The sequence below is a fragment of the Xanthomonas vesicatoria ATCC 35937 genome (assembly GCF_001908725.1).
Taxonomy (GTDB): Bacteria; Pseudomonadota; Gammaproteobacteria; order Xanthomonadales; family Xanthomonadaceae; genus Xanthomonas; species Xanthomonas vesicatoria.
On sequence record NZ_CP018725.1, the window covers coordinates 713710 to 734433 of the forward strand.

Below are 20724 nucleotides of genomic sequence, written 5' to 3' on the forward strand. Positions count from 1 at the left end.
AGTTGTACAGGGCAGTCGCAGAGCTGTCCGAGCGCTCCACCAAAGAATGATAGAAGAGCCAGGCACTAATGTCACTCATAGAGGGTGTCCTCATAGGGCGTGGCCCGATAGAGGTTGCAACTGCATCGTTCTCTCATGCCAGAGAAATCGATGCCCACCGATCCACGCGTCCTGTTTGGGCTGCGACTTGCCGAGGTCCGTAAGGCCAAAGGACTCTCCCAGGAACGCCTTGCTTTGGAGAGCGGGTTGGCGCGCAGCTACCTGGGCGGCGTCGAGCGTGGTCAGCGCAACATCGCGCTGTTGAACATCTACCGTCTCGCCGAAACGCTGGGCGTGCATCCCACCTCGTTGCTAGAACCCCCATCTACCTCTAGCCCTGGGTAGCCCTAGCCATATCCGCCGAGATAGTCGGCGTCGCAAGTCATTGATCTTGAAGGCCGCATCATTTTGGTACACCTACAGCAGAAGAAGGCATCTTCTGTCGGCGCGTACCTTCAGCACCAAGAAGTAGCAGCTTCCCATTGGTTAGTAGTAAGCACAGGAAACTGCGCGCGTCTCCTATGACCACTTACAAGGAGACAGCCATGAGATATGACGCGGTAATGGAGCAGTTCAAACATGCTTCCACTCGCCTGATCCCACTCGGCGATATACGAACCCACGACGCTTTGCAACCACGTGTTGCCCGCTTGGTGCCGTTTAAGGACAAAGGGCGAGCCGAGGAAAGCAGCGAGCAACAAGTCGCAACGCTTCGCTTAGTACTGGAAGCGACGGAGGATAAGCAGCTTGATCCGGTTTGGCTCGCTGACATTGGTAGCGCCGAGCCGGTAGAAACTGGCTTGTATCTGGTGGATGGTCACCACCGCCTGAGGTCTTACCAACAAGCAGGCAGACAGCAAGTTCCGGCATGTGTTCTGGCGTTAGATTGGCGGACTGCCCTGGTTGTTTCCAAACTGGTCAACTGCACCGGCAGATCGCTCGCCCTTCACAACGAGCAGCGCCGGGACGCGGCTTGGCAGTACCTTGCAGATCTAACACATAGAGGAGCTATCGAGCTTCCTAGTGGGGAGTCATTACGCTCTGTCGCCGCTCGATTTGGCATCAGCAAGAGCACGGTAAGCAGCATGCTTACCAGTATGCCGCACGTCATCGCTGCAGAGTTCCACGCGCTGGCGATTGACCCCGGCACGGGTTGGCCGAGGTGGCGACATGTACGCGAAGCGAAGAACCCTTGGCAAACAAGCCTGCCTAGCTCGGACCAGCAGCAGCTAGACCGGGATGCAGAAAGGGTTGCGCGCCACATAGTCAAGCTCGTGGATGGCTCATCCCCAGCCGTGCGCGCCAGAGCGCTTGAGATGCTGGCGAACGACGAGGTGAATGCCACAGATCAACTCGCATCGGTGGAGCTTCTTGCTCACTTCAGCCCACCACCATGCGGCCCTGTCCCAATTGGGACACCCGCTGTCCCAGCGCAACCGGCACATCTGGACAACTGACAGCCCCAGCCTGATTTGACCGCTCTGCCGGCGGGAGAAGAAACAAGATTTTCGCTGCGAAATTACGCGGCAGTCACTTCAACCATTCAAGGCCCAGCCGCCCCCATGCCGCCCCCCTCCGGGGAGAGCTACCCAACGGCAGGCACCACCAACCCAAAGGCTCGCTGCAACCATGTGCAGCGGGCCTTTCTCATTTCAAGGAAGCCATGACGACTCAACCACAGACGACACTGCCGTATCACTTCATGCGCTTGCCAGAGGTCATCGCGACCGTCGGCGTCAGCAAGTCCACGCTCTATGCATGGGCCGCTGCGGGCAAGTTCCCGAAGCCAGTACAATTCCCCGGTGGCAATATTGCGGCTTGGGTCTCCACCGAAGTGGCCGCATGGATGAGTGCAGCTGTAGACGCACGCATTGGTACGCATCGCCTAGCCGCATGAGCTTGGCGGTAACTATGGCGGTAACAACATTCACCGCATCGGAAATACCTATTGCATTACAGTCACTTGCAAGTATTATTCGGGAGCCTTCCGCCCATTGCATCAAACGAAGAGCCCCGGACGTCCCGTCCGGGGCTCTTCGTTTTTCAGCGTCCACAGGCACCGGGCGGCCGAACAGGCCATGCCGCCGGGATCACATCGAGCGCGCTAACGTCCACCTTCCATCACAGCGGACCTTGGCCATGAACCAACAACGTCAACCCGACACTGCCGCCACCGACGCCAACGGCGTTTCCGAAAGCCAGGAGTCGCGCAAGCAGGACGAAACTGCCAAGCAGCGCCCGGGCCAGGAAGATCTCAAAGTGCGTGACGAGCACAGCCGCAGCCCAAAGGGCAATGACGGCCAGGGCGAGTAACCGCCCCGCTCTACGGGGCCGGCTCCGCAGCGCCGGCGTGGAAGCGGCAGCGCCTCGCGGCGTCCGCCGATGTGGCAAGATCCAAATGATCAGCCGCTGGGGCGGCCGATGCTTGGTCCGGCCATTTGGCGCACGCAGCGGTTGAGGCTGCTGCATATACCTGATCGCCTCGATGGCGCTTGTCGCAAAGGCTTGCATGCAGCTTCCGGATGTACCCGCGTTGCACCTGATCCACGCGCCATTGTTGCCAAGCGAGGTTGGCGCATTGCTTGGTGCGCGCCCGCCGGCCAATGAAGACGAGCGCCTGGCCGCGCTGCACGCACATCAGCTTCTGGATACGGCAGCCGAACCGCAGTACGACGCGCTGGTTTCCGATGCCGCCGCGCTATGCCGCACGCCGATGGCGTTGATTTCACTGGTCGACACGCAGCGGCAATGGTTCAAGGCAAGGATCGGGATGCAGCCAGGCGAGACGCCACGCACGCTGTCGTTCTGCGCGCACGCCATCCTTGCACCCGATCAACTCATGGAGGTGACCGATACCCGTCTGGATGCGCGCTTCGTCAACAACGCTCTGGTCACCGGCGAGCCGCAGATCCGCTTTTATGCCGGCGCCCCACTGCTGACCTCCGATGGCATCGCACTGGGCACCCTGTGCGTGCTGGATCGCACTCCGCGGCGGCTGTCCGGTGCCGAGCGCGATGCGTTACGGGCGCTGGCCCGGCAGGTCGTGGATACTATCGAATTACGGCGTGCGGCCGAGCTGGTCGAACTGGATGGGTTACGCGATGCGCTTACCGGACTCTGGAACCGCGCCGGCCTGGAGCATGGACTGCAAACTCTGCAAGGCACGAGCGCCGCAGCGACGGAATCGTCGCTCGGCTTTCTACTGATCGAACTGGATGGCTTCAAGCGGCACAGGCTGCAATCGGGCGTTGCAACAGCCGAAGCCATGCTGGTGCAGGCGGCACGACTGCTCGAGGCACAGTTGCCGCCTGCCGCCATCGTGGCGCGGCTAGGCTGCGATCGGCTGTGTGTAGCGCTGCCGGTGGCAGCAGCGTCTGCTGCAATGCGGCTTGCTGAAGACCTTCGTGGGAAGTTCGAAGCAGCCCGCTGGCCGACGGGCACCTTGACCGTGAGTGTCGGACTGGTCGACGGGCCTATTGGCGAGATGATCGACAGCAACACCTTGCTTGCGCGCGCACGGCATGCGCTGCAGGGCGCGATCTGCGATGGACGCAACCGGGCACAACGGTTCAGCGGCTGGCACCTGCACGGCTGACGTTCGCGCAAACTGATTTGCGTAATCGGTTTTTCTTCGTGCATTGAGCCGCAGTCGGCCAGTGCAACGCCGTGCATGGACCGTTGCCGTTGTACGGCGCCGTGAGAAGCGTTCGATGACATGGGTCGATGCACACCCGGCAATTCCTGGGGCAGCACGTCTCTGCACGACGCGATCTGCCTGGGCAACCCGCGACGAGCAAGCGACTGACACGCTCGCCGCCCACCACCGCGTCGAGGTTCCGAATCGACGCGAACCACGACGCGCGGTCTCTTTACACGCTGGCAACCGTCTGCATTCTCACGCGACCGGCATCGCTCGCCAGCGCTCCACGCAGCTGTCAGGCAGCCAGCGCGTCGCCGTTGCCGGCAATCTCGTCCACCTGCAGCACCTGCTCCATGTCCAGCAGCACCACGAAACGCTCACCCACCTTGCCCATGCCACGCAACAAGTCGCGGCGAATATGCGTACCAAACGCTGGCGCCGCTTCAATATCGTCATCGGCCAGTTCGATGACGGCGTTGACCGCGTCGACCAGCACACCGATCACCTGCGTGCCCTGCGCCTGCTCGGCGGACAGGATCACGATGCAACTGCGCTTGTTGATGGCACCGTCAGCACGCCCGAGCCGGGCCTGCAGGTCCACCACCGGCACCACCGCACCGCGCAGATTGATCACGCCGCGCACGCATGCCGGCATCGATGGCACCAGCGTCGGAGTGCGGTACTGGATGATTTCGCGGATCCCAAGAATGCTGGTGGCGAACGTTTCGCCGTCCAGTTGAAAGGTGAGGTACTGGGCGGCCGCATCGGCATCGCCCGGCATGACATCGGAAGTCTGTGCGGTCATCGGTCGGTCTCTCAGAAGCGAGCAAATTGCCCTTCGTCCGGGCCCTCGGACATCGCGTATGCCGGCGTTGCACTGCTGCGCCAACTGCGCGCACCCGCGACACGCGCGGGGCGTGCGGCGACCTGCTTGCCACGCTTGGGCGGCGTGCTCGCAGTTCCCTGCCCGCCCAGCCGGAAGAACGCCATGCTCTGTTGCAGTTGCTCGGCCTGTGCGCTCATTTCTTCGGCGGTGGCCGCAAGTTCTTCGGAAGCACTGGCGTTCTGCTGGGTGGTCTGGCTCAACTGCACCACTGCCGAGTTGATCTGGCTCACACCCGAGGACTGTTCTTCGGACGCGGCGGAAATTTCCTGCACCAGATCCGAGGTGCGCTTGATACTGGGCACGATGGTGTCGAGCAAGCGCCCCGCGCGATCGGCCAATTCCACGCTGGAACTGGCCACCTCACCGATTTCCTGCGCTGCCACCTGACTGCGTTCGGCCAGCTTGCGTACTTCGGCGGCAACCACCGCAAAGCCCTTGCCGTGCTCGCCGGCGCGCGCCGCTTCGATGGCGGCATTGAGCGCCAGCAGGTTGGTCTGGTAGGCGATGTCATCGATGATGCCGATCTTCTGTGCAATCTGCTTCATTGCCTGGGTGGTGGCCACCACCGCTTCGCCACCTTCGATGGTTTCCTTTGCGGCCTGGGTGGCCATGCCGTCGGTGATGCGGGCATTCTCGGTGTTCTGGCTGATCGAGGCGGTCATCTGCTCCAACGAGGCGCTGGTTTCTTCCACGCCGGCCGCCTGTTCGCTGGCGGCCTGCGACAGCGATTGCGCCGTGGCGCTGACTTCTTCCGAGGCGCTGGCCAGGGTCTCGGCGCTGGTGTTCACTTCGCCCACCACCTGCGACAACTTCTGCACCATGGTGCGCATGGCTTCGAGCAACTGGGCGGTTTCGTCGCGGCCGTGCACATCGATGCGCATGGTCAGATCGCCCTCGGACAGCCCGTTGGCGACCGTGACGGCGCGACGGATCGGGCCGGTGACGCTGCGACTGATCACCACGCCGAGCACGCCCCCGAGCAACACGCCGCTACAGATGATGGCCATCAGCAGCCTGGAACTCCGCGCGTGGATGGCGCTGGTCTCGGCGTTGGCCGTCGCCGCGCTGCGCTCGCGCAGGCCACTCAGGTCGGTCATCAGGTTATCGACCTCATCCGAACTTGCGCGGACTGCACGCGACAGCGTGGCCAATTCCGGATTGGCTTCGCGGAAGGCTTCGCGATTGGCGGCTTCGATGAAGCGACCGCGCTCGTCCAGATACTTCTGCCAGGCCCGGTCGAATTGCGCGAGCTTGTTCTTGCCCTCTTCGGTCTGAAAGCTACCGCGTGCACGGGTCATGTAATCGACCACCTTTGCGGTGTATTTGTCGATGTTCTGCACGTGCGACTGACGCTCTTCCGCGTTGCTGGCCAACATCAGGTTGGCGCGTGCGCGGCCGGCGTAGATCAGGTTGATATTGGCTTCTTTCACGTTGGACAGGCCCAGCAACTCGCGCTCGTACAGCGAGGTCGACAGGTCGCTGATGCGTCCGGAGTTGGAATAGCCCACCCACCCGATGCACGCGCCGATCGCCGAGACGATCAAAAACGCCACGACCAGCCGGGTTCCGATTTTGAAGTTGCCTAACATTGGGAGTTCTCTTGAGTGATGCGTGGGCTGCTTGCGGTGCATGGGCGATCGACGATGCTGCACGTGCCGATCGCATGATGCGGACGTCTAACCAATCGTTGATAGCTATCGGCGATGGCGAAATACGCTTGAGACGTAACCGCTGGTACAGCGCCCATTCATGCGGACGGATATGCATTTTTGTGACAGACCCGGCGCTCCTGAGCTGGTGTATTCGGAAAAGCCCTACCCCTTGCTGCCCGTCTGTCCGGGACAGTCCGCAGAGACATCACGTGCGTGCAGCTAGGCTGATGCCATGTCGCCGACGCCATTGCCCCGTAGCTTTTACGCACACGATGCGCGCGACGTTGCGCCGCGTCTGCTCAACAAGGTGTTGGTCAGCGCCGATGGCCGCCGCGGCCGCATCACCGAGGTGGAAGCCTATTGCGGCAGCGAAGATCCTGCTGCGCACTCATTCCGTGGGATCACCCCGCGCACGCAGGTGATGTTCGGTGCGCCCGGGCATCTGTATGTGTATTTCATCTACGGCATGCACTGGGCGATCAATGCGGTGTGCGGCGGCGCCCCTGGCCATGCCGTACTGATCCGCGCGTTGCAGCCGCTCGCCGGCGTGCCGGCCATGCAGGCGGCACGCGGCACGGCACCGGCCAAGGCGCTGACCACCGGCCCCGGCCGTCTGGCGCAGGCGTTCGGTGTCACTGCGGCCGACAACGGGCTGGACCTGACCGATGCCGACGCACGTTTATGGATTGAGGACGATGGCACCCCGCCGCCGGCGGTCCCGCTCGCAACGCCGCGCATTGGCATCCGCAAGGCCGTCGACCAGCGATGGCGCTGGGTCGTACCAGACAGCGCCTACTTGTCGCGTCCGCTCCCCCGCGTGATCGGCGCGCGTGCGGCACTCTCGGGCGACTGAGCCAGCCACTGCTCCATCGGCGTCGGCTCGGCCGCACCCGGCCCGCGCTGCAGGATGCGCAAGGCCTGATCGGTTTGTTCGACGGTGAGCTCCTGCAACGGCAGGAAGCGATCAGCCGACCACACTGCCATCGGCAGGCCATCGAGCGATGCGACCCGATTGCCCGGTACCCGAGCCACGCGCTCGCCGGGCAGGACGCTGCCCAATAGATTGCTGGGGTCGCTTGCGCTTACGCACACCCAGCGCTGTTGCGGAGGCTGCGCGCGCACGCGACGCAAGGCAGCGATCGCATCGGGCAAGGCAAACTGCTCGCCAGACAGGCCGGCGATGAAACGGCCGCCGCGGATTTCGCCGCGCGCTTCCAGGCGTTGATACATGCGCAGCAGTTCACGCCAGGGTGGCAACCAGGCCGCCTCGCGCTCGAGCAAGCGCCAACACACCACCCCGTAGCGGCGCAGCAGCGTGCGCGCGACGTGTTCGAGCATCTCCTGCTGCCGCTCGCCGGCTTCTGCCAGCGGCAGCTCGGCAAGCGCACGTACCGGCGCCCAGCGCCCGGCATCGCGAATGCCCAGCGCACCGGCACGGCGCCGCTGCCGCGAGAGCGCCGACGGCCGCTTCGATGCCGGCACCAGCAACGCGCGCAGCCCGGCATAGCTGTCGCAATGCGCACGTCCGCGCATCACCAGTTCGCTCAAGGCGTCTTCCAGTTCGGTGCTCATCAGGCGTGCTGCATCGGCGATCTCGTCGAAGAACAACGCGCCCTGCTGCTGAAGCACCTCCACCACGCGCTGGGCGCGCGACCCCAGCGGTGCGTCGTCGGCCGCGCGCGCCAGGCCGCTCCAACGCTGTGCTTCGCGGCGCGGCAACAACACGATTGGGGTGGCCCGCAGCGCAGCACCGCTGCGCCCGCCGCCCGGCCGCAAGCGCGCCCACGTGGTGCGTCCTGCGGTGCACAGCTCGTCCAGCCATGCGGGTTGATAGTCGCGCACACGCGCAGGCAATACTTCGCTTTCCCACAGTACGGCCGGCGCTTCGAAACCTTCCAGTTGCTCGACAACCCCGGCCAATGCGTCCGGTCCGGCAACCCTGCTAGCGCTGTCCAGGTGCTGCCACTCGAACAGAAAGCGCGCGTAATCGCGTTGCGAAACAGGCTCGATCTCGCGCCGCAACCGCCCCAGCGTGTAGCGATGGATGCGCGCCAGCAGATGCCGTTCGCACCACTCTTCCGACGGCGCATGCGCACTGAACTGGCCGGCCATGACATAGCCCTCGCGCTGCAATGCCAGCAACGCCAGTGCGATCTCGTCCTCGGGCAAGCGCAATGCGGCGGTCAATGCCGACACCTGCGCCGGCCCAACCGCCGACAAGCGACCGCGCAACAGTTCGCGCACCGCCGAGTCGCGCTTCCAGGCGGTCACACGGCAATCGTCCGGTGCATGCAACAAAGGCTGTGCCGAGGCGTGCGGATACAGCCGCATGAACCAATCGATCCGCTCGGCGCTGATCCATAGCGCCGGCACGCCATGCATGAGCAGGCAACTGGCGCGACCATCGGCGGCAAGCACGCTCAGCCACGCCTGCCACTGCGGGTCTGTCGCCTCATCGGCCGGCAGCACGCCCAGCCCGACCAGGGTCTCGTGCATCTCTTCGGCATCGCGGGGCTGCGGCCAGGCTTCTTCGCGCACCGATGTGATGGCCTGCGGGTCCAGGCGCCCGAGGTCGTCGCTGTTCTGCGGGGTGTAACGACGGCTTTGCACGGCCTGGGTGCGGCGCTCCTCCAGCGGCGCATCGTCCAAAAATGCGTACGGCCGCGCATTCAAGGCCTCGGCGGCCAGCGGCGACGGTGCCGCCAGATCGCGCGCCACCAGGGTGATGGCACCCGATTCCAGCCCACGTAACACCTCTAACCAGCCTTCGCTGTCCATCGCCTGGTGCAGGCAATCGTCCAGCGTCTGCGTCACCAGCGGATGGTCCGGCACCTCGCGCTCGCCGACCAGGTTTTCCGCACAGGCCACCTGATCCGGGAACACGGTCGCCAACAGGTCTTCGGACTTCATCCGCTGCAACTGCGGCGCCACCTTGTTGCCACCGGTGAAACGCGGCAGCGCCATCGCGTTGGTGGCGTTCCAGCGCCAGCGCACGCCGAACAACGGCGCATCCAGCAGCGCCTGGATCAGCACATGCTCGGCCGATGACGAATGCAGATAGCGGCCGACCTCTTCCAGCGCAAAACTATGACTGGTGGACAGCGACAACACGATCGCGTCTTCGGTCGCTGCCGCCTGCAACTCGAAATTGAAGGTGCGGCAGAAGCGCTTGCGTAACGCCAGCCCCCATGCACGATTGATGCGGCTGCCGTAGGGCGAGTGGATCACCAGTTGCGTGCCGCCGCTGGCATCGAAAAACCGTTCCATCACCAGACACTGCTGCGTGGGCATGGCGCCCAGCGCCGTGCTGGCATGCGCCAGATAGTCCACCAGCTGCTGGGCCGCTTCTGCGCAGCAGCCCAGCGCGCTGCAGAGCCAGTCGCGTGCTGCCTGATGCGGTGCGTGGTCGAGTCGGGCTGCAATCTCGCTGCGCAGGCGCGACACCGCTGCCGACAACTCGTCGCTGCGGCCAGGTGCTTCGCCCAACCAGAACGGGATATTCGGTGGCGCGCCTTTGGCATCTTCCACACGCACGCGCCCGGCATCCACGCGCAGGATGCGATAGCTGGCATTGCCGAGCTGGAACACGTCGCCGGTGAGACTTTCGACCGCAAAATCTTCGTTCACCGTGCCGATTTTTTCGGCCTGCGGCTCCAGCACCACACTGTAGTCGCCGGTTTCGGGAATGGTGCCGCCCGAGGTCAGCGCCGTCATGCGCGCACCGCGGCGTGCATGCAGCCGCCGATGCACCGCATCGCGATGCAAATAGCCGGCACGCGGGCCAAGCCGGGTACTGAAACCCTCGCACAGCATGCGCACCACGCTGTCGAAGGTGGCGCGGCTCAGTTGAGCGAACGGCCACGCGCGCCGCATCAGCGTAAACAGCGCGTCCTCGTCCCAGTCCTCGCATGCCGCTTCGGCCACGATCTGCTGCGCAAGCACATCCACCGGCGCCAGCGGAATGCGCAGCGCATCCAGTTCGCCACGCCGGATGCCGTCCAGTAACGCCGCGCATTCGACCAGCTCGTCGCGGGTCTGCGGGAACAGCCGCGCCTTCGGCGTGCCGCCGACCTTGTGACCGGAGCGGCCGGCACGCTGCAGAAAGGTGGCGATCGAGCGCGGCGAGCCGAGCTGGCACACCAGATCCACATCGCCGATATCCAGGCCCAGCTCCAGCGATGCGGTCGCCACCAGCACAGTGAGTTCGCCCGCCTTGAGCCGTTGCTCGGCCAGCAGACGCGTCTCGCGCGACAGACTGCCGTGATGGGCGGCAACGCGTTGCTTGCCCAACAGATCGCCCAGATGCCGCGCCGCACGCTCGGCCATGCGCCGCGTATTGACGAACACCAGCGTGGTGCGATGCTGCTGCGCTAGCGCGGCCACGTCGGCATAGACCTGCAGCCATTGATCATTGGACATCACCACGCTCAGCGGCGTGGGCGGCAGCGCCAATGCCAGATCGCGCTCACGCGTGTAGCCGATATCGACGATCTCGCAGGGTGGCGGCGCACCGTCTTCGCCAACGCCGACCAGGAATTGCGCAACGGTCTCGATGGGTTTCTGTGTCGCCGACAAGCCGACCCGCGTGATCGGCTGATCGGCCAGTCGCTGCAGCCGCTCCAGGGTCAGGCTCAGATGGCTGCCACGTTTGTCCGCCGCCACCGCGTGGATTTCATCGACGATGACCGTGCGCACATGCCGCAGCGCGCTACGCCCGGAAGCCGAGCCCAGCAGCACGTACAACGACTCCGGCGTGGTCACCAGGATATGCGGCGGCACCCGCCGCGCCTGTGCCCGCTCGCGTTGCGGGGTGTCGCCGGTGCGCACTGCCGTGCGCACCGCCACATCCGGCAGGCCGTCGGCAACCAGGGCCGCGCGGATGCCCTGCAGCGGCGCTTCCAGATTGAGATGGATGTCGTTGGACAGCGCTTTCAGCGGCGACACATACACCACCCGCGTTTGGTCGGGCAGCGCACCGCCATTGTCCAGCCCGTCGCGGATCAGGGCATCGATCGCCGCAAAGAACGCGGTAAGCGTCTTGCCCGAACCGGTGGGCGCCGCCACCAGCGTATGACGTCCCGCCTGGATCGCCGGCCACGCGGCGACCTGCGCCGGCGTAGGCGCAGCAAAGGTCTGCGCGAACCACGCGGCGACCACGGGATGAAAATGTTGCAAGACAGGATGCATGGGCGGTGCCCGAGGACGCGGGCCAACTAGCCGCGGCAATCGGTTTCAACTGGGCAGGAAGGCAATGGATGGGGCTGCGCGACAGCGCACACAAGTCTGTCGCGACGACGCCAGTGAACGATTTAGAGCGGCTGACGCGTCCACTCGCGACGACCTGACGGGCAAGGCTGCCCGGCGAGCGCTAGCGGCATCCGGATCTTGCGTACCAGGGTCAACCCCGCGCCTGGGTGCCGCCCACACCGTTTCGCAGCCGCTCGTTGCGTTCTGCATGCTGCTTTTGGTGCGGCATGGCTGGAGACCGGCTGGGGGTGCTGAAGCGAGGCCCCCCGCGAATGCCATGGCGATGCAGGCTTCGCTGACGCAACGCTGCGGGCCGATCGGGCGATTGTCGATCAGTCGCTAGCCGTGGCACATTGGCGGCATGCCTAGCCTCATCCTCTTCATGATTGCCGGTGCCGCACTGTTCGCGTTCTGGAACTCATCCCGGGCTGCCGCCGAACGCGCCGATATCCTCGGCCGCAATGCTTGCCGTGCTGCCGATGTGCAGTGGCTGGACCAGAGCGTGCACTCCACCAGTCTGCGCATCTGCAGGATGCCCAATGGATGGCTCGGCTTCGAGCGCACGTTCCGCTTCGAGTATTCCTACGATGGAGCAGATCGCCACAGCGGCAAGCTGGTGCTGCGCGGGGATCAATTGATTGCCTTCACCGGGCCGCAGGTCGCGACGGTGCGTGCGCTGCATCCGGAACACGCGCGGCTGGAATGAGCGTGCTGGGTTGATGCCAGCGGCTTGCAACAACGCGCTAATTTGCGCGACGCCGAACACCACAGCTCTGTTGTGCAGCCGCCCCGCCACGGCCGTGCACTTCATCGTTGACTGCGTGCGAGACTAGCTGGCTGCGTGCGAGCCTACGATCTGCGCCTGGGTGCGGCTGCCGAGTACAAATTCCCTGACCAAGCGGGCTGATCTGCGCGCCTTGGGCCACGTGCCGGCCGGCGGTAGCGCGCTGGCCGTGCCCATGACGGATGCCAAGTGTGGAGCGGCTGACAGAGAGTCGCGAGCGGCCATCAGACCGATTCGAACAGCGCGCTGAAATCGGCGTGTATGCGGGCTCGATACCGCACCGCGCACTAACCGCGTCCATCCAACGGTGAGCGCGACAGCTCCTAGGCTTTTCTGCGTGCGGGCAGTTAGCCGTTTGCGCTGGCCTACTTCATCAGGCGGCCAATGATGTTTCTCCAACCAGATCCGGCCGCTGCCGAGCCATCCGGCACCGGCTCGTACCCGTTGCCCTTACCGCTCAACCAATGCAGTTGCTGCTTACCTTCACGACGCAACTCCGCCTGAGCAAACAGGCACAGCGACTGCAGCAAGTCGCCTCGCTTCAACAGGCGCGGCATGCCACCCACTTCGATGCTGAGAAAGTGCGCTTCATCGGGCGTATCCACATAGCTACGCGCCACAAGGCAGCGCGCGCCCTGCATGAAACGATAGATGTCGTACTCGTAGTGGTAATCGACTGCGCCGGATGCGTCCGCCTCACTGCAATCGACATGACGGGTGCGTTCCATCCGCACGGGAACGCAGCTGTCAGTCACCTCAAGCGCTTACTTGACCACGCGCAGGTGCGGGCGCTTGCCACTGCTGGGCGGCTCATCCGGCGTCGGCGCACTCGGCGGCGGTGCACCCGGATCAGGTGGCTCGCTGCTGGTGCCTGGAATGTCGTCCGGCAATGCCATGCCCTGCCCGGTTTCGCGCGCATAGACCGCCAGCACGGCGGCCATGGGCACCATCACTGGATAGCTGACGCCACCAAAGCGCGCAGTAAAACTCACGCTCTCATTGTCGACCTGCAAGCCAACCACGGCGCGCTCGGCGATGTTCAACACAACGCGGCCATCTTTGACAGCACTGGCCGGCACTTGCACGCCGGGCAGTCCTGCATCCACCAAAACGTGCGGCGTCATGCCGTTGTCGTTGATCCATTCGACCAAGGCCCGCAGCAGGTACGGGCGATGGCTGGTCATGCGGGGGAAATCTTCGCTCATGACATCATTTTACCCGGACATGACCCGCAACGGCGGCGACGCGCTCGCAAGTCGGTCTGTTGGCATACAGCCGTCGCATCAGCCCGGCAAATCACGCAGCTTCTTTTCCTGATCGGTGAGGCTGCGAATGAAACCGGGATTACGGAAGATCCGGTTGCCGTAGTCCTCGATCGCCTTGCCATCCTTGGGCAAGCCGATCTCCAATGCATCCAGTCGCCAGATGATCGGCGCCATCGCGCAATCGGCCAGACTCATTTCCGGATTGAGGAAGAACTTGCTGGCCTTGAACAGCGGCACCGAGGCGGTGAGCAGTTCTTTCAGGCGCTTGCGCCCGGCTTCGGCCTGGGTCTTGTTGCCGAGCTGGATCGCCTGCACCTGCGGCACCCAGTCGTGTTCAATACGCAGCATCGCAAGGCGCAGCCGGGCGCGCGACAGCGGATCTACCGGCATCAACGGCGGATGCGGATAGCGCTCGTCCAGATATTCGCTGACCACCGACGCAGCGTAGAGCACTAGATCGCGCTCGACCAGCGTCGGCACCGAATGATAGGGATTGAGATCGATCAGATCTTCGGGAGGATTTTGAGGGTCGACCGGCACCAGGTCGTAGGTCACCCCTTTCGCCGCCAGGACCAGACGGACCCGGTGGCACAACACGTCGTCGTTGGACGAAAACAAAGTCAAGGTATTCCGCATACGCACACTCGTCGCCATTCAAGGCTCTCCGACGACCGGAATCCGCCGGTCGCATCGGCGCGGCCGGCCCAACGCCGACCGTCACCACGGTCCTTCGAGTGTGCAATCACGTCACGCAAAAGCCAAGAGTGATAGGCGTTATTAATGCCCGGGTAACGGATGACGTTACGGAGTTGTCAGGCATGGCCGAACGATTCGCGCCGTTTTGGCGGGATATCGCCTCCCGGCAATGCGGTCAGCGTGCGGCCAACGGCCGATGCGTGGCAGTGCAGGCGATGTGTCGCCCGGATGCTTCGCAACGCTTGCGCCCCGTTGGAGCGCGCGCTGCAACAGCCGACGTGGCATTGGCACCCCGATTGAGTTGGATGATTTGCGGCGACCGCTGCCTGGTGTGACCGTTGCCTGAGACCACCCCAGCTTTGCTCAGGATGCGTGGTATAGGCGGTTGCCAGCGCCGGGGTGTGAGATTTGGCTGTCGCGCGTAAATTGACGCGTTATGGCTTGCCTGCACTGCGTATTGCATCCGCGCAGATGTGTGTGACTTATCAAGCTCGGCATGCTTGAGCAAGCAACGATGGGCGGTCATGCATGACCGGTGACGGCCGACCCTCACCCCAAGCCCTCTCCCGGGGAGAGGGGCTTGAGCATGCAAGTCCATGCCTGCGCTGTGAGCCGCTGCTTCGCGCCTGCGCTTGGTGCCTGCCTTGATGCGTAAGCTTGGTAATTACCTGATGCGCGCGTGATGCGTGCATTGATCGCAGATCACGCCCCCGACCAATACACGTTTTCAAGCCTCAATGCACATCCTTCCAGTATTCCTTCTTCAGCAGGTACGCGATAAAGGTAAGGAACGCCAGGAATAGGATCACCCACACGCCCATGCTCTGCCGCTTCAATGCCGCCGGTTCGCCAGCGTATTCGAGGAAGTTGGCGATATCGCGCACGGTCTGGTCGAATTCCACCGGCGTTTGACGCCCCGGCTGACCAAGCTTCAACGCCTCGACCGGTTTGTCGCCGGTGGCCTTGTCGGCCGGGCCGAATTGCGCCTGTTGCAGGCCTTGCAGTTCCCATAGCGGGTTGGGCATGGACGCATTCGGGAACAACTGGTTGTTCCAGCCCAACGGACGGGTCTGATCCAGATAGAACGACTTGAGGTAGGTGTAAACCCAGTCGGTGCCGCGCACGCGTGCGATCAAAGTGAGATCCGGTGGCGCCTTGCCGAACCACTTTGTCGCCGCATCGTGCGGCATGGTGCCTTCGATATGCTCGCCGACCTTGGCCCCGGTGAAGTTGAGGTTAGCCATGACCTCTGCCTCGCTCAGTCCCAGGTCGCTGGCCATGCGCGAGTAGCGGAGGTACTTCAACGAGTGGCAGCCGGAGCAGTAATTCATGAACAACTGCGCACCGCGTTGCAGCGATGCGCGGTCGCCCAGATCGTTGCCGGCCTGCTGCACCTTCCCGCCTTCGGCCGCCATTGCGCCAGCGGCCAGCGTCAGGCTGCAGAGCACTGCCGCTACCCGCGACTTCCATGACATCACGATGTGCTTAGTCATGGGTCGTCACCCGCTCCGGAACCGGCTTGGTCTTGTCCAGCCGCGTCCACACCGGCATGGTGATGAAGAAGGCGAAGTACAGGAAGGTCAGCACGCGTCCCACATAGGTTTCGTGCGCATCGGTGCCTGGACCGGAGCCGATCACGCCCAGCCACACGAAGCACACCACCAGCACCCCTAGCGCCACCTTCGAGATCCAGCCGCGATAACGCACCGAGCGCACCTTGGCGCGATCCAGCCACGGCACCAGGAACAGGATGGCGATTGCCGAGAACATCACCAGCACACCGCCCAGCTTGTTCGGCACCACGCGCAACATCGCGTAATACGGCGTGTAGTACCAGACCGGCTTGATGTGCTCGGGCGTCACCAGCCGGTTGGCCTCGGTGAAGTTGTCGTGCTCCAGAAACAGGCCGCCAAAGGCGGGCGCGAAGAAGATGATGAACGCCGCGATCAGCAGCAGGAACCCGACACCGACCAGATCCTTGACCGTGTAATACGGATGGAACGGAATGCCGTCGGTGGGCTTGTGCGCATCCCAGCGGTTGCCCTTGGGACCCTTCTTGATATCCACGCCGTCGGGGTTGTTGGAACCCACTTCGTGCAGTGCGCCGATGTGCAGCACGATCAACAGCAACAGCACCAGCGGCAACGCAATCACGTGCAACGCGAAGAAACGATTGAGCGTGGCATCGCCGGGCAGGTAGTCGCCCATGATCCACTCCGTCAGCCCGTTGCCGATCACCGGGATGGCGCCGAACAACGAGATGATGACCTTCGCCCCCCAGAACGACATCTGGCCCCATGGCAGCACGTAGCCCATGAAGGCTTCGGCCATCAGCACCAGGTAGATCAGCATGCCCAGAATCCACACCAGCTCGCGCGGCTTCTGATAACTGCCGTACATCAACCCGCGGAACATGTGCAGATACACCACGATGAAGAACAGCGAGGCGCCGGTGCTGTGCATGTAGCGGATCAGCCAGCCCCACTCCACGTCGCGCATGATGTATTCCACCGAAGCAAACGCATCGGCGGCGCTGGTCTTGTAGTGCATCGTCAGGAAGATGCCGGTGACGATCTGATTCACCAGCACCACGATGGCTAGCGAGCCAAAGTAGTACCAGAGGTTAAAGTTCTTCGGGGCGTAGTACTCGCTGATGTGCTTTCTATACGTGGGCATCAGCCCGGGCGCGCGTTCGTTGACCCACTCGAACACGCCGTTGGCGGTACGAACCAGAATATTGCTCATCAGGCAGCCCCCGTGCTTTTGGCCGACGTACCGGCACCATCCGGATCGACGCCGATCACCAGGGTGTTGTCGTCCACATAGTGATGCGGGGGCACCAGCAGGTTGATCGGTGCGGGCACGCCATCGAAAACGCGGCCGGACATGTCGAAGCGCGATTTGTGGCAGGGGCAGAAGTAGCCGCCCTTCCACTGCGGGTCGTAGGGCTCGGGCCGGATCTCGGCCACCATTTCCGGCGAGCACCCCAGATGCGTGCACAGCCCCACCAGCACCGAGATCTCGGACTTGATCGAGCGGTACTCGGGATTCTTCAGCACGTACTCGGGCTGTTGGTCCTTGTTCTCGGACTTGGGGTCCTTGAGACGGTCATCCAACGAGGGCAGTGCGTCGAGCATCGCCTTGGAGCGCTTGACGATCCAGATTGGCTGACCGCGCCATTCCAGCACCAGCCGTTGCCCCTCCTGCAAGGCGCTGATGTCGGCGGTCACCGGTGCGCCGGCCAATTTGGCGCGTGCACTGGGGTTCCACGACTTCACGAACGGAACTGCAACAAATCCTGCTCCGACCGCACCGACCACGGCCGTCGTCGCGGTCAAAAACCGGCGACGCCCGAGATCAGCAGGTGCGTTAACCCCATCGTTGGCCATCCGGCTCTCCGATCTTGATTAGGTAGCGTGAGGCTGCCAACGGCTGGCGGGGGGTCCAGCCGCGATGAATCGACCGCAGTGTAGCGGAACGCTTAATGCACAGACAATGCAATGTACGCAGTCGGGCATGTGCGATGCAATGGCCGATGTGTGCGGTCGCGTCGGGGCTGCAGGCGAAGCGCGATGGCCCATGCGACGGCTGTAACGCAATGCGCGCAGACAGCGCGTCGGTGCAAGGGCGCGCTGATGCGGCGAAAGTATTGCGACGCATGTGCAGCCTCGGTAGCCATGCGAAACACAAGGTCTGCGGAGTGACCACCTCAGCGCTGTCTGCGTCTGCACGCCTTGGGGGCCAACCCGCTGCTTAGTGTGCGGTGGCGCTCTGACCGCGATAGCGGCCTGCCAACAGGCCAACGCGTTGCACATAGCGCTGGGTCTCACTGTAAGGCGGCACGCCACCATAGCGATCCACGGCACCCTCGCCGGCGTTGTAACCAGCAGCCGCCAGGGTGAGGTCGCCATTGAAGCGCTTCAGCAACCACGAAAGATATTGCACGCCGCCACGGATATTTTGCGATGCGTCATAGGCATCGCTGACGCCGAAGCGGCGCGCGGTGCCCGGCATCAGCTGCATCAATCCCTGCGCACCGGCGCGGCTCAGTGCCAGCGGGTTATAAGCCGATTCGGCATGGATGATGGCGCGCACGATCGCTTCTTCGACCCCGAACTCGCGTGCCGCCGACGCGATCTCCTGCTGATAGGCCGCGGTGTTGAGCCGGATTGCACCGAAGTTGACGCCCGGCTTGGCGCCGCAGGCATAACAGGTTTCGATAAAACTGTAGTGGATGGTGCGTAGCCCTTCGATGCTGGCCACCTGACGTGGACGTGCGCTGGTGTAATGGCGAACGCCGTCCTTCATGTAAGAGTAGACCTGCCCGCTGACCACACGACGCGGGTTCACCGCAGTGGCAGGCGCGGCGGCGGGCATGATCGAGGTCGCGTTATCCGTGATCGGCAGCGCGCGCGGCGCGGCCACAGCGGCCTCGGCAGTGCGGCGTAGCGGCGGGCTGATGATGGTGGCGGGTGCACCACTGTCGATAGTGGCAATGGAACGGGCCGCGTCCGCGGGCATTGCCTGCGCCGGACGCACGGGCGATGGTAGACGACGGGCCGAGCGGTCTGGAGTGTAGCTGCTGATGACGCTGCAGGTGGCCCCGCTCTGACGCTTGCTCAGATAGCTGATGATGCCGTCGCCGCTGACGCACTTGTATAGCGTGCCGGCGCTGGCCGGCGCAGCCGACAACGTAACAAGCAACAGCCCCAGCAATCTTGACATCCCCTTCATGCGGCGGAGTGTCCCAGCTTGCCTCGGGATTGCCAAGAGGCGGAAGCGCTCAGGCCGACAGCCGGTGCAGTCGCGTTCGCAAGGCATCGAGCGCATCTAGCAGCGGTTGCCGCATGGCATCCGGCTCGATCGCCTCGAAAGGCAGATCGAGCAGCAACAGATTGGCGGCAAGCGCCGGCATGCTCGCCGCGCCCAGCCCGAGCCAGCAATGGCCTGCCCCGTCTGCCTGCAGCGCGCCCAGCCAGGGTGGAACCTGCGCCGCCAGCGCCTCCAGCGTTCCAGGCAGCCGCACCCGTGCCCGACACGCAAAAGGCGCTTCGCCGATCGCTTTGCGCAGCAACTGCAGCGGCTCTTCCGGCAGTGTCCTGGCAGCGAACATTGCGCCGGTGGGCACTGCCAGATCGACACGGTCTGCGCGCAGCGTGCGCCAGTCCTGACGTTCACAGTCCCAGGCCAGCAGATACCAGCGCCGGCCGTAGTTGACCAACAGCGCCGGCTCGACGCAGCGGCTAATGGCCTCGCCCGAGTGACGCCGGTAGTTCAGCCGCAGCGTGACGCGGTCGCGGCAGGCGCCGGCAAGCTGAGCCAGCAACGCCGCATCCACCCGGGTTCCCGGCTCGCCGATCGGCATGCTCGCCATGGCGGCATGCGCGGCGCTGGCGCGTTGACCGCTCCGCCGTGGCAGCAGCGGGTCCAGCTTTGCCAGCACACGGGCAGCAGCCGCGTCCATGCCGGCAATGGCTGGGGCGGCCGCACGCAAGGCGATTGCCACGGTCAGCGCTTCCTCCTCCTCGAACAATAGCGGCAAGGCGGCCGCCCCCTGCCCCAGCCGGTAACCGCCGCCGGACCCGGGCACCGCATGCACCTGATAGCCAAGCTCGCGCAGGCGCTCGATATCGCGCCGCAAGCTACGCGGGTGCACCTCCAGGCGCCCGGCTAGCGCAGCGCCTGACCAGTTGCGGCCACCTTGCAGCAAGGAAAGCAGTCGCAACAGACGGGCAGCGGTCGAGGCCATGGCGAGACGGTATTGCGGACAGAAGCTGTCCGCAATAGCGCTCTAGGATCGGCATACCAGTAATGACCTCGAACCACACCATCGACCACCAACTTCAAGGAGCCTGCCATGTCTGACGACCGCCATATCACCCTGTTTCACAATCCCCGTTCACGCTCGCGTGGCGTCCTGGTACTGCTGGAGGAACTGCGTGCCAGCTACAGCCTGCAGTGCATCGATCTAGAAAAAGAGCAACAGCTTGCGCCGCAGTTCCTGGCGATCAATCCAATGGGAAAAATCCCGACGATCGTGCACGGCGACAGCGTGGTCACCGAACAAGGTGCCATCTATCAGTACCTGGCCGAGCTGTACCCAGAAGTCGGCCTGTCGCCGGCCCCGGGCGACGCCGACCGCGGCGCCTATCTGCGTTGGCTGGCGTTTTACGGGTCGGCGTTCGAACCGGCGGTGCTCGACAAGGCGTTGAAGCGCGATGCACCGCCGCGCGGGTTCTCGCCCTACGGGAACGTCGAGACCGTGCTGCAGGTGGTAGATACCCAACTGGCAAAGGCAGACTACCTCCTGGGATCACGCTGCAGCGCGGCTGATGTCCTGTGGGGTAGCGCGTTGGGCTGGCTGACCGGCTTCGGACTGCTCGACCCGCCGGCCCCGACTCGCGCCTACATCGCACGAATGGCCAAGCGCCCTGCGGTCGCGCGCGCAACCGCCGTCGACGCGCAAGCACCAAGCTAAAAGCGCAAGCGCCGGCGTGAGCGGGTAAACTGCGCGG

The 20724-nt window shown here is 64.0% G+C and carries 20 protein-coding genes; 8 read left to right on the plus strand and 12 right to left on the minus strand.

Annotated elements, in window-relative coordinates:
* Positions 1–90: 90 nt before the first annotated feature.
* The gene (locus BJD12_RS25305; protein ID WP_425480543.1) at positions 91–285 is read right to left on the minus strand and encodes a hypothetical protein; all 195 of its coding nucleotides are present in this window, start codon (positions 283–285) and stop codon (positions 91–93) included.
* Here BJD12_RS25305 and BJD12_RS25310 point away from each other — a divergent pair.
* The 5 genes from BJD12_RS25310 (at position 235) to BJD12_RS03175 (ending at position 3634) form a co-directional block, all read left to right on the plus strand.
* Positions 235–384, plus strand: a complete 150-nt coding sequence (locus BJD12_RS25310) for a helix-turn-helix domain-containing protein (RefSeq protein WP_425480539.1) — start codon at positions 235–237, stop codon at positions 382–384. The two genes, BJD12_RS25305 and BJD12_RS25310, sit on opposite strands and share 51 nt — an antisense overlap.
* A gap of 200 nt (positions 385–584) precedes the next feature.
* A complete protein-coding gene (locus tag BJD12_RS03165; RefSeq protein ID WP_228862267.1) occupies positions 585–1496 on the plus strand; it encodes a ParB/RepB/Spo0J family partition protein in 912 nt (303 codons plus the stop codon).
* Positions 1497–1702: 206 nt separating this feature from the next.
* Complete coding sequence (locus BJD12_RS03170; RefSeq protein ID WP_228862268.1) at positions 1703–1936, plus strand: helix-turn-helix transcriptional regulator; 234 nt, start codon at positions 1703–1705, stop codon at positions 1934–1936.
* A 242-nt stretch (positions 1937–2178) separates the two neighbouring features.
* Complete coding sequence (locus BJD12_RS24530; RefSeq protein WP_005989744.1) at positions 2179–2352, plus strand: hypothetical protein; 174 nt, start codon at positions 2179–2181, stop codon at positions 2350–2352.
* Between the two features lie 196 nt (positions 2353–2548).
* Positions 2549–3634, plus strand: a complete 1086-nt coding sequence (locus BJD12_RS03175; protein WP_005989746.1) for a GGDEF domain-containing protein — start codon at positions 2549–2551, stop codon at positions 3632–3634.
* 340 nt (positions 3635–3974) lie between these two features.
* Here the strand turns inward: BJD12_RS03175 and BJD12_RS03180 are convergent, their stop codons facing one another.
* Both BJD12_RS03180 and BJD12_RS03185 read right to left on the minus strand, forming a co-directional pair.
* Complete coding sequence (locus BJD12_RS03180) at positions 3975–4484, minus strand: chemotaxis protein CheW (RefSeq protein ID WP_005989748.1); 510 nt, start codon at positions 4482–4484, stop codon at positions 3975–3977.
* Between the two features lie 11 nt (positions 4485–4495).
* A complete protein-coding gene (locus BJD12_RS03185) occupies positions 4496–6154 on the minus strand; it encodes a methyl-accepting chemotaxis protein (protein ID WP_005989750.1) in 1659 nt (552 codons plus the stop codon).
* A 295-nt stretch (positions 6155–6449) separates the two neighbouring features.
* On the opposite strand from BJD12_RS03185, the gene BJD12_RS03190 reads away from it, so the two are divergent.
* On the plus strand, positions 6450–7070 hold the full coding sequence (locus BJD12_RS03190; protein ID WP_005989752.1) for a DNA-3-methyladenine glycosylase: 621 nt from the start codon (positions 6450–6452) through the stop codon (positions 7068–7070).
* On the opposite strand, the gene BJD12_RS03195 is transcribed toward BJD12_RS03190, so the two are convergent.
* Positions 7010–11404, minus strand: coding sequence for a DEAD/DEAH box helicase (locus BJD12_RS03195; protein ID WP_005989753.1), 4395 nt, complete (start codon positions 11402–11404; stop codon positions 7010–7012). The genes BJD12_RS03190 and BJD12_RS03195 overlap by 61 nt on opposite strands.
* Before the next feature lie 421 nt (positions 11405–11825).
* On the opposite strand from BJD12_RS03195, the gene BJD12_RS03200 reads away from it, so the two are divergent.
* On the plus strand, positions 11826–12170 hold the full coding sequence (locus tag BJD12_RS03200; RefSeq protein WP_050812848.1) for a DUF3301 domain-containing protein: 345 nt from the start codon (positions 11826–11828) through the stop codon (positions 12168–12170).
* Between the two features lie 443 nt (positions 12171–12613).
* Here BJD12_RS03200 and BJD12_RS03205 read toward each other — a convergent pair whose 3' ends face one another.
* The 8 genes from BJD12_RS03205 to BJD12_RS03240 form a co-directional block, all read right to left on the minus strand.
* Positions 12614–12982 carry a hypothetical protein gene (locus BJD12_RS03205; protein ID WP_050812849.1) on the minus strand — a complete coding sequence of 123 codons (369 nt, stop codon included), beginning with the start codon at positions 12980–12982 and terminating at the stop codon, positions 12614–12616.
* Between the two features lie 30 nt (positions 12983–13012).
* Positions 13013–13453, minus strand: a complete 441-nt coding sequence (locus BJD12_RS03210; protein WP_005989759.1) for a ClpXP protease specificity-enhancing factor — start codon at positions 13451–13453, stop codon at positions 13013–13015.
* 78 nt (positions 13454–13531) lie between these two features.
* Positions 13532–14167 (minus strand): glutathione S-transferase N-terminal domain-containing protein, encoded by a 636-nt coding sequence (locus tag BJD12_RS03215; protein WP_024939278.1) that lies wholly within the window; start codon positions 14165–14167, stop codon positions 13532–13534.
* A 776-nt stretch (positions 14168–14943) separates the two neighbouring features.
* Positions 14944–15702, minus strand: a complete 759-nt coding sequence (locus tag BJD12_RS03220) for a cytochrome c1 (protein WP_039423521.1) — start codon at positions 15700–15702, stop codon at positions 14944–14946.
* A complete protein-coding gene (locus BJD12_RS03225) occupies positions 15695–16954 on the minus strand; it encodes a cytochrome b (protein ID WP_005989763.1) in 1260 nt (419 codons plus the stop codon). The genes BJD12_RS03220 and BJD12_RS03225 overlap by 8 nt, the downstream gene beginning before the upstream one ends.
* Positions 16954–17598 (minus strand): ubiquinol-cytochrome c reductase iron-sulfur subunit, encoded by a 645-nt coding sequence (petA, locus tag BJD12_RS03230; RefSeq protein ID WP_042827720.1) that lies wholly within the window; start codon positions 17596–17598, stop codon positions 16954–16956. The genes BJD12_RS03225 and petA overlap by 1 nt, the downstream gene beginning before the upstream one ends.
* Positions 17599–17962: 364 nt before the next feature.
* Complete coding sequence (locus tag BJD12_RS03235) at positions 17963–18943, minus strand: lytic transglycosylase domain-containing protein (protein WP_039423527.1); 981 nt, start codon at positions 18941–18943, stop codon at positions 17963–17965.
* 49 nt (positions 18944–18992) lie between these two features.
* Complete coding sequence (locus tag BJD12_RS03240) at positions 18993–19958, minus strand: helix-turn-helix transcriptional regulator (protein ID WP_005989766.1); 966 nt, start codon at positions 19956–19958, stop codon at positions 18993–18995.
* 108 nt (positions 19959–20066) lie between these two features.
* On the opposite strand from BJD12_RS03240, the gene BJD12_RS03245 reads away from it, so the two are divergent.
* Positions 20067–20687, plus strand: coding sequence for a glutathione S-transferase family protein (locus BJD12_RS03245; RefSeq protein WP_005989767.1), 621 nt, complete (start codon positions 20067–20069; stop codon positions 20685–20687).
* Positions 20688–20724 lie beyond the last annotated feature (37 nt).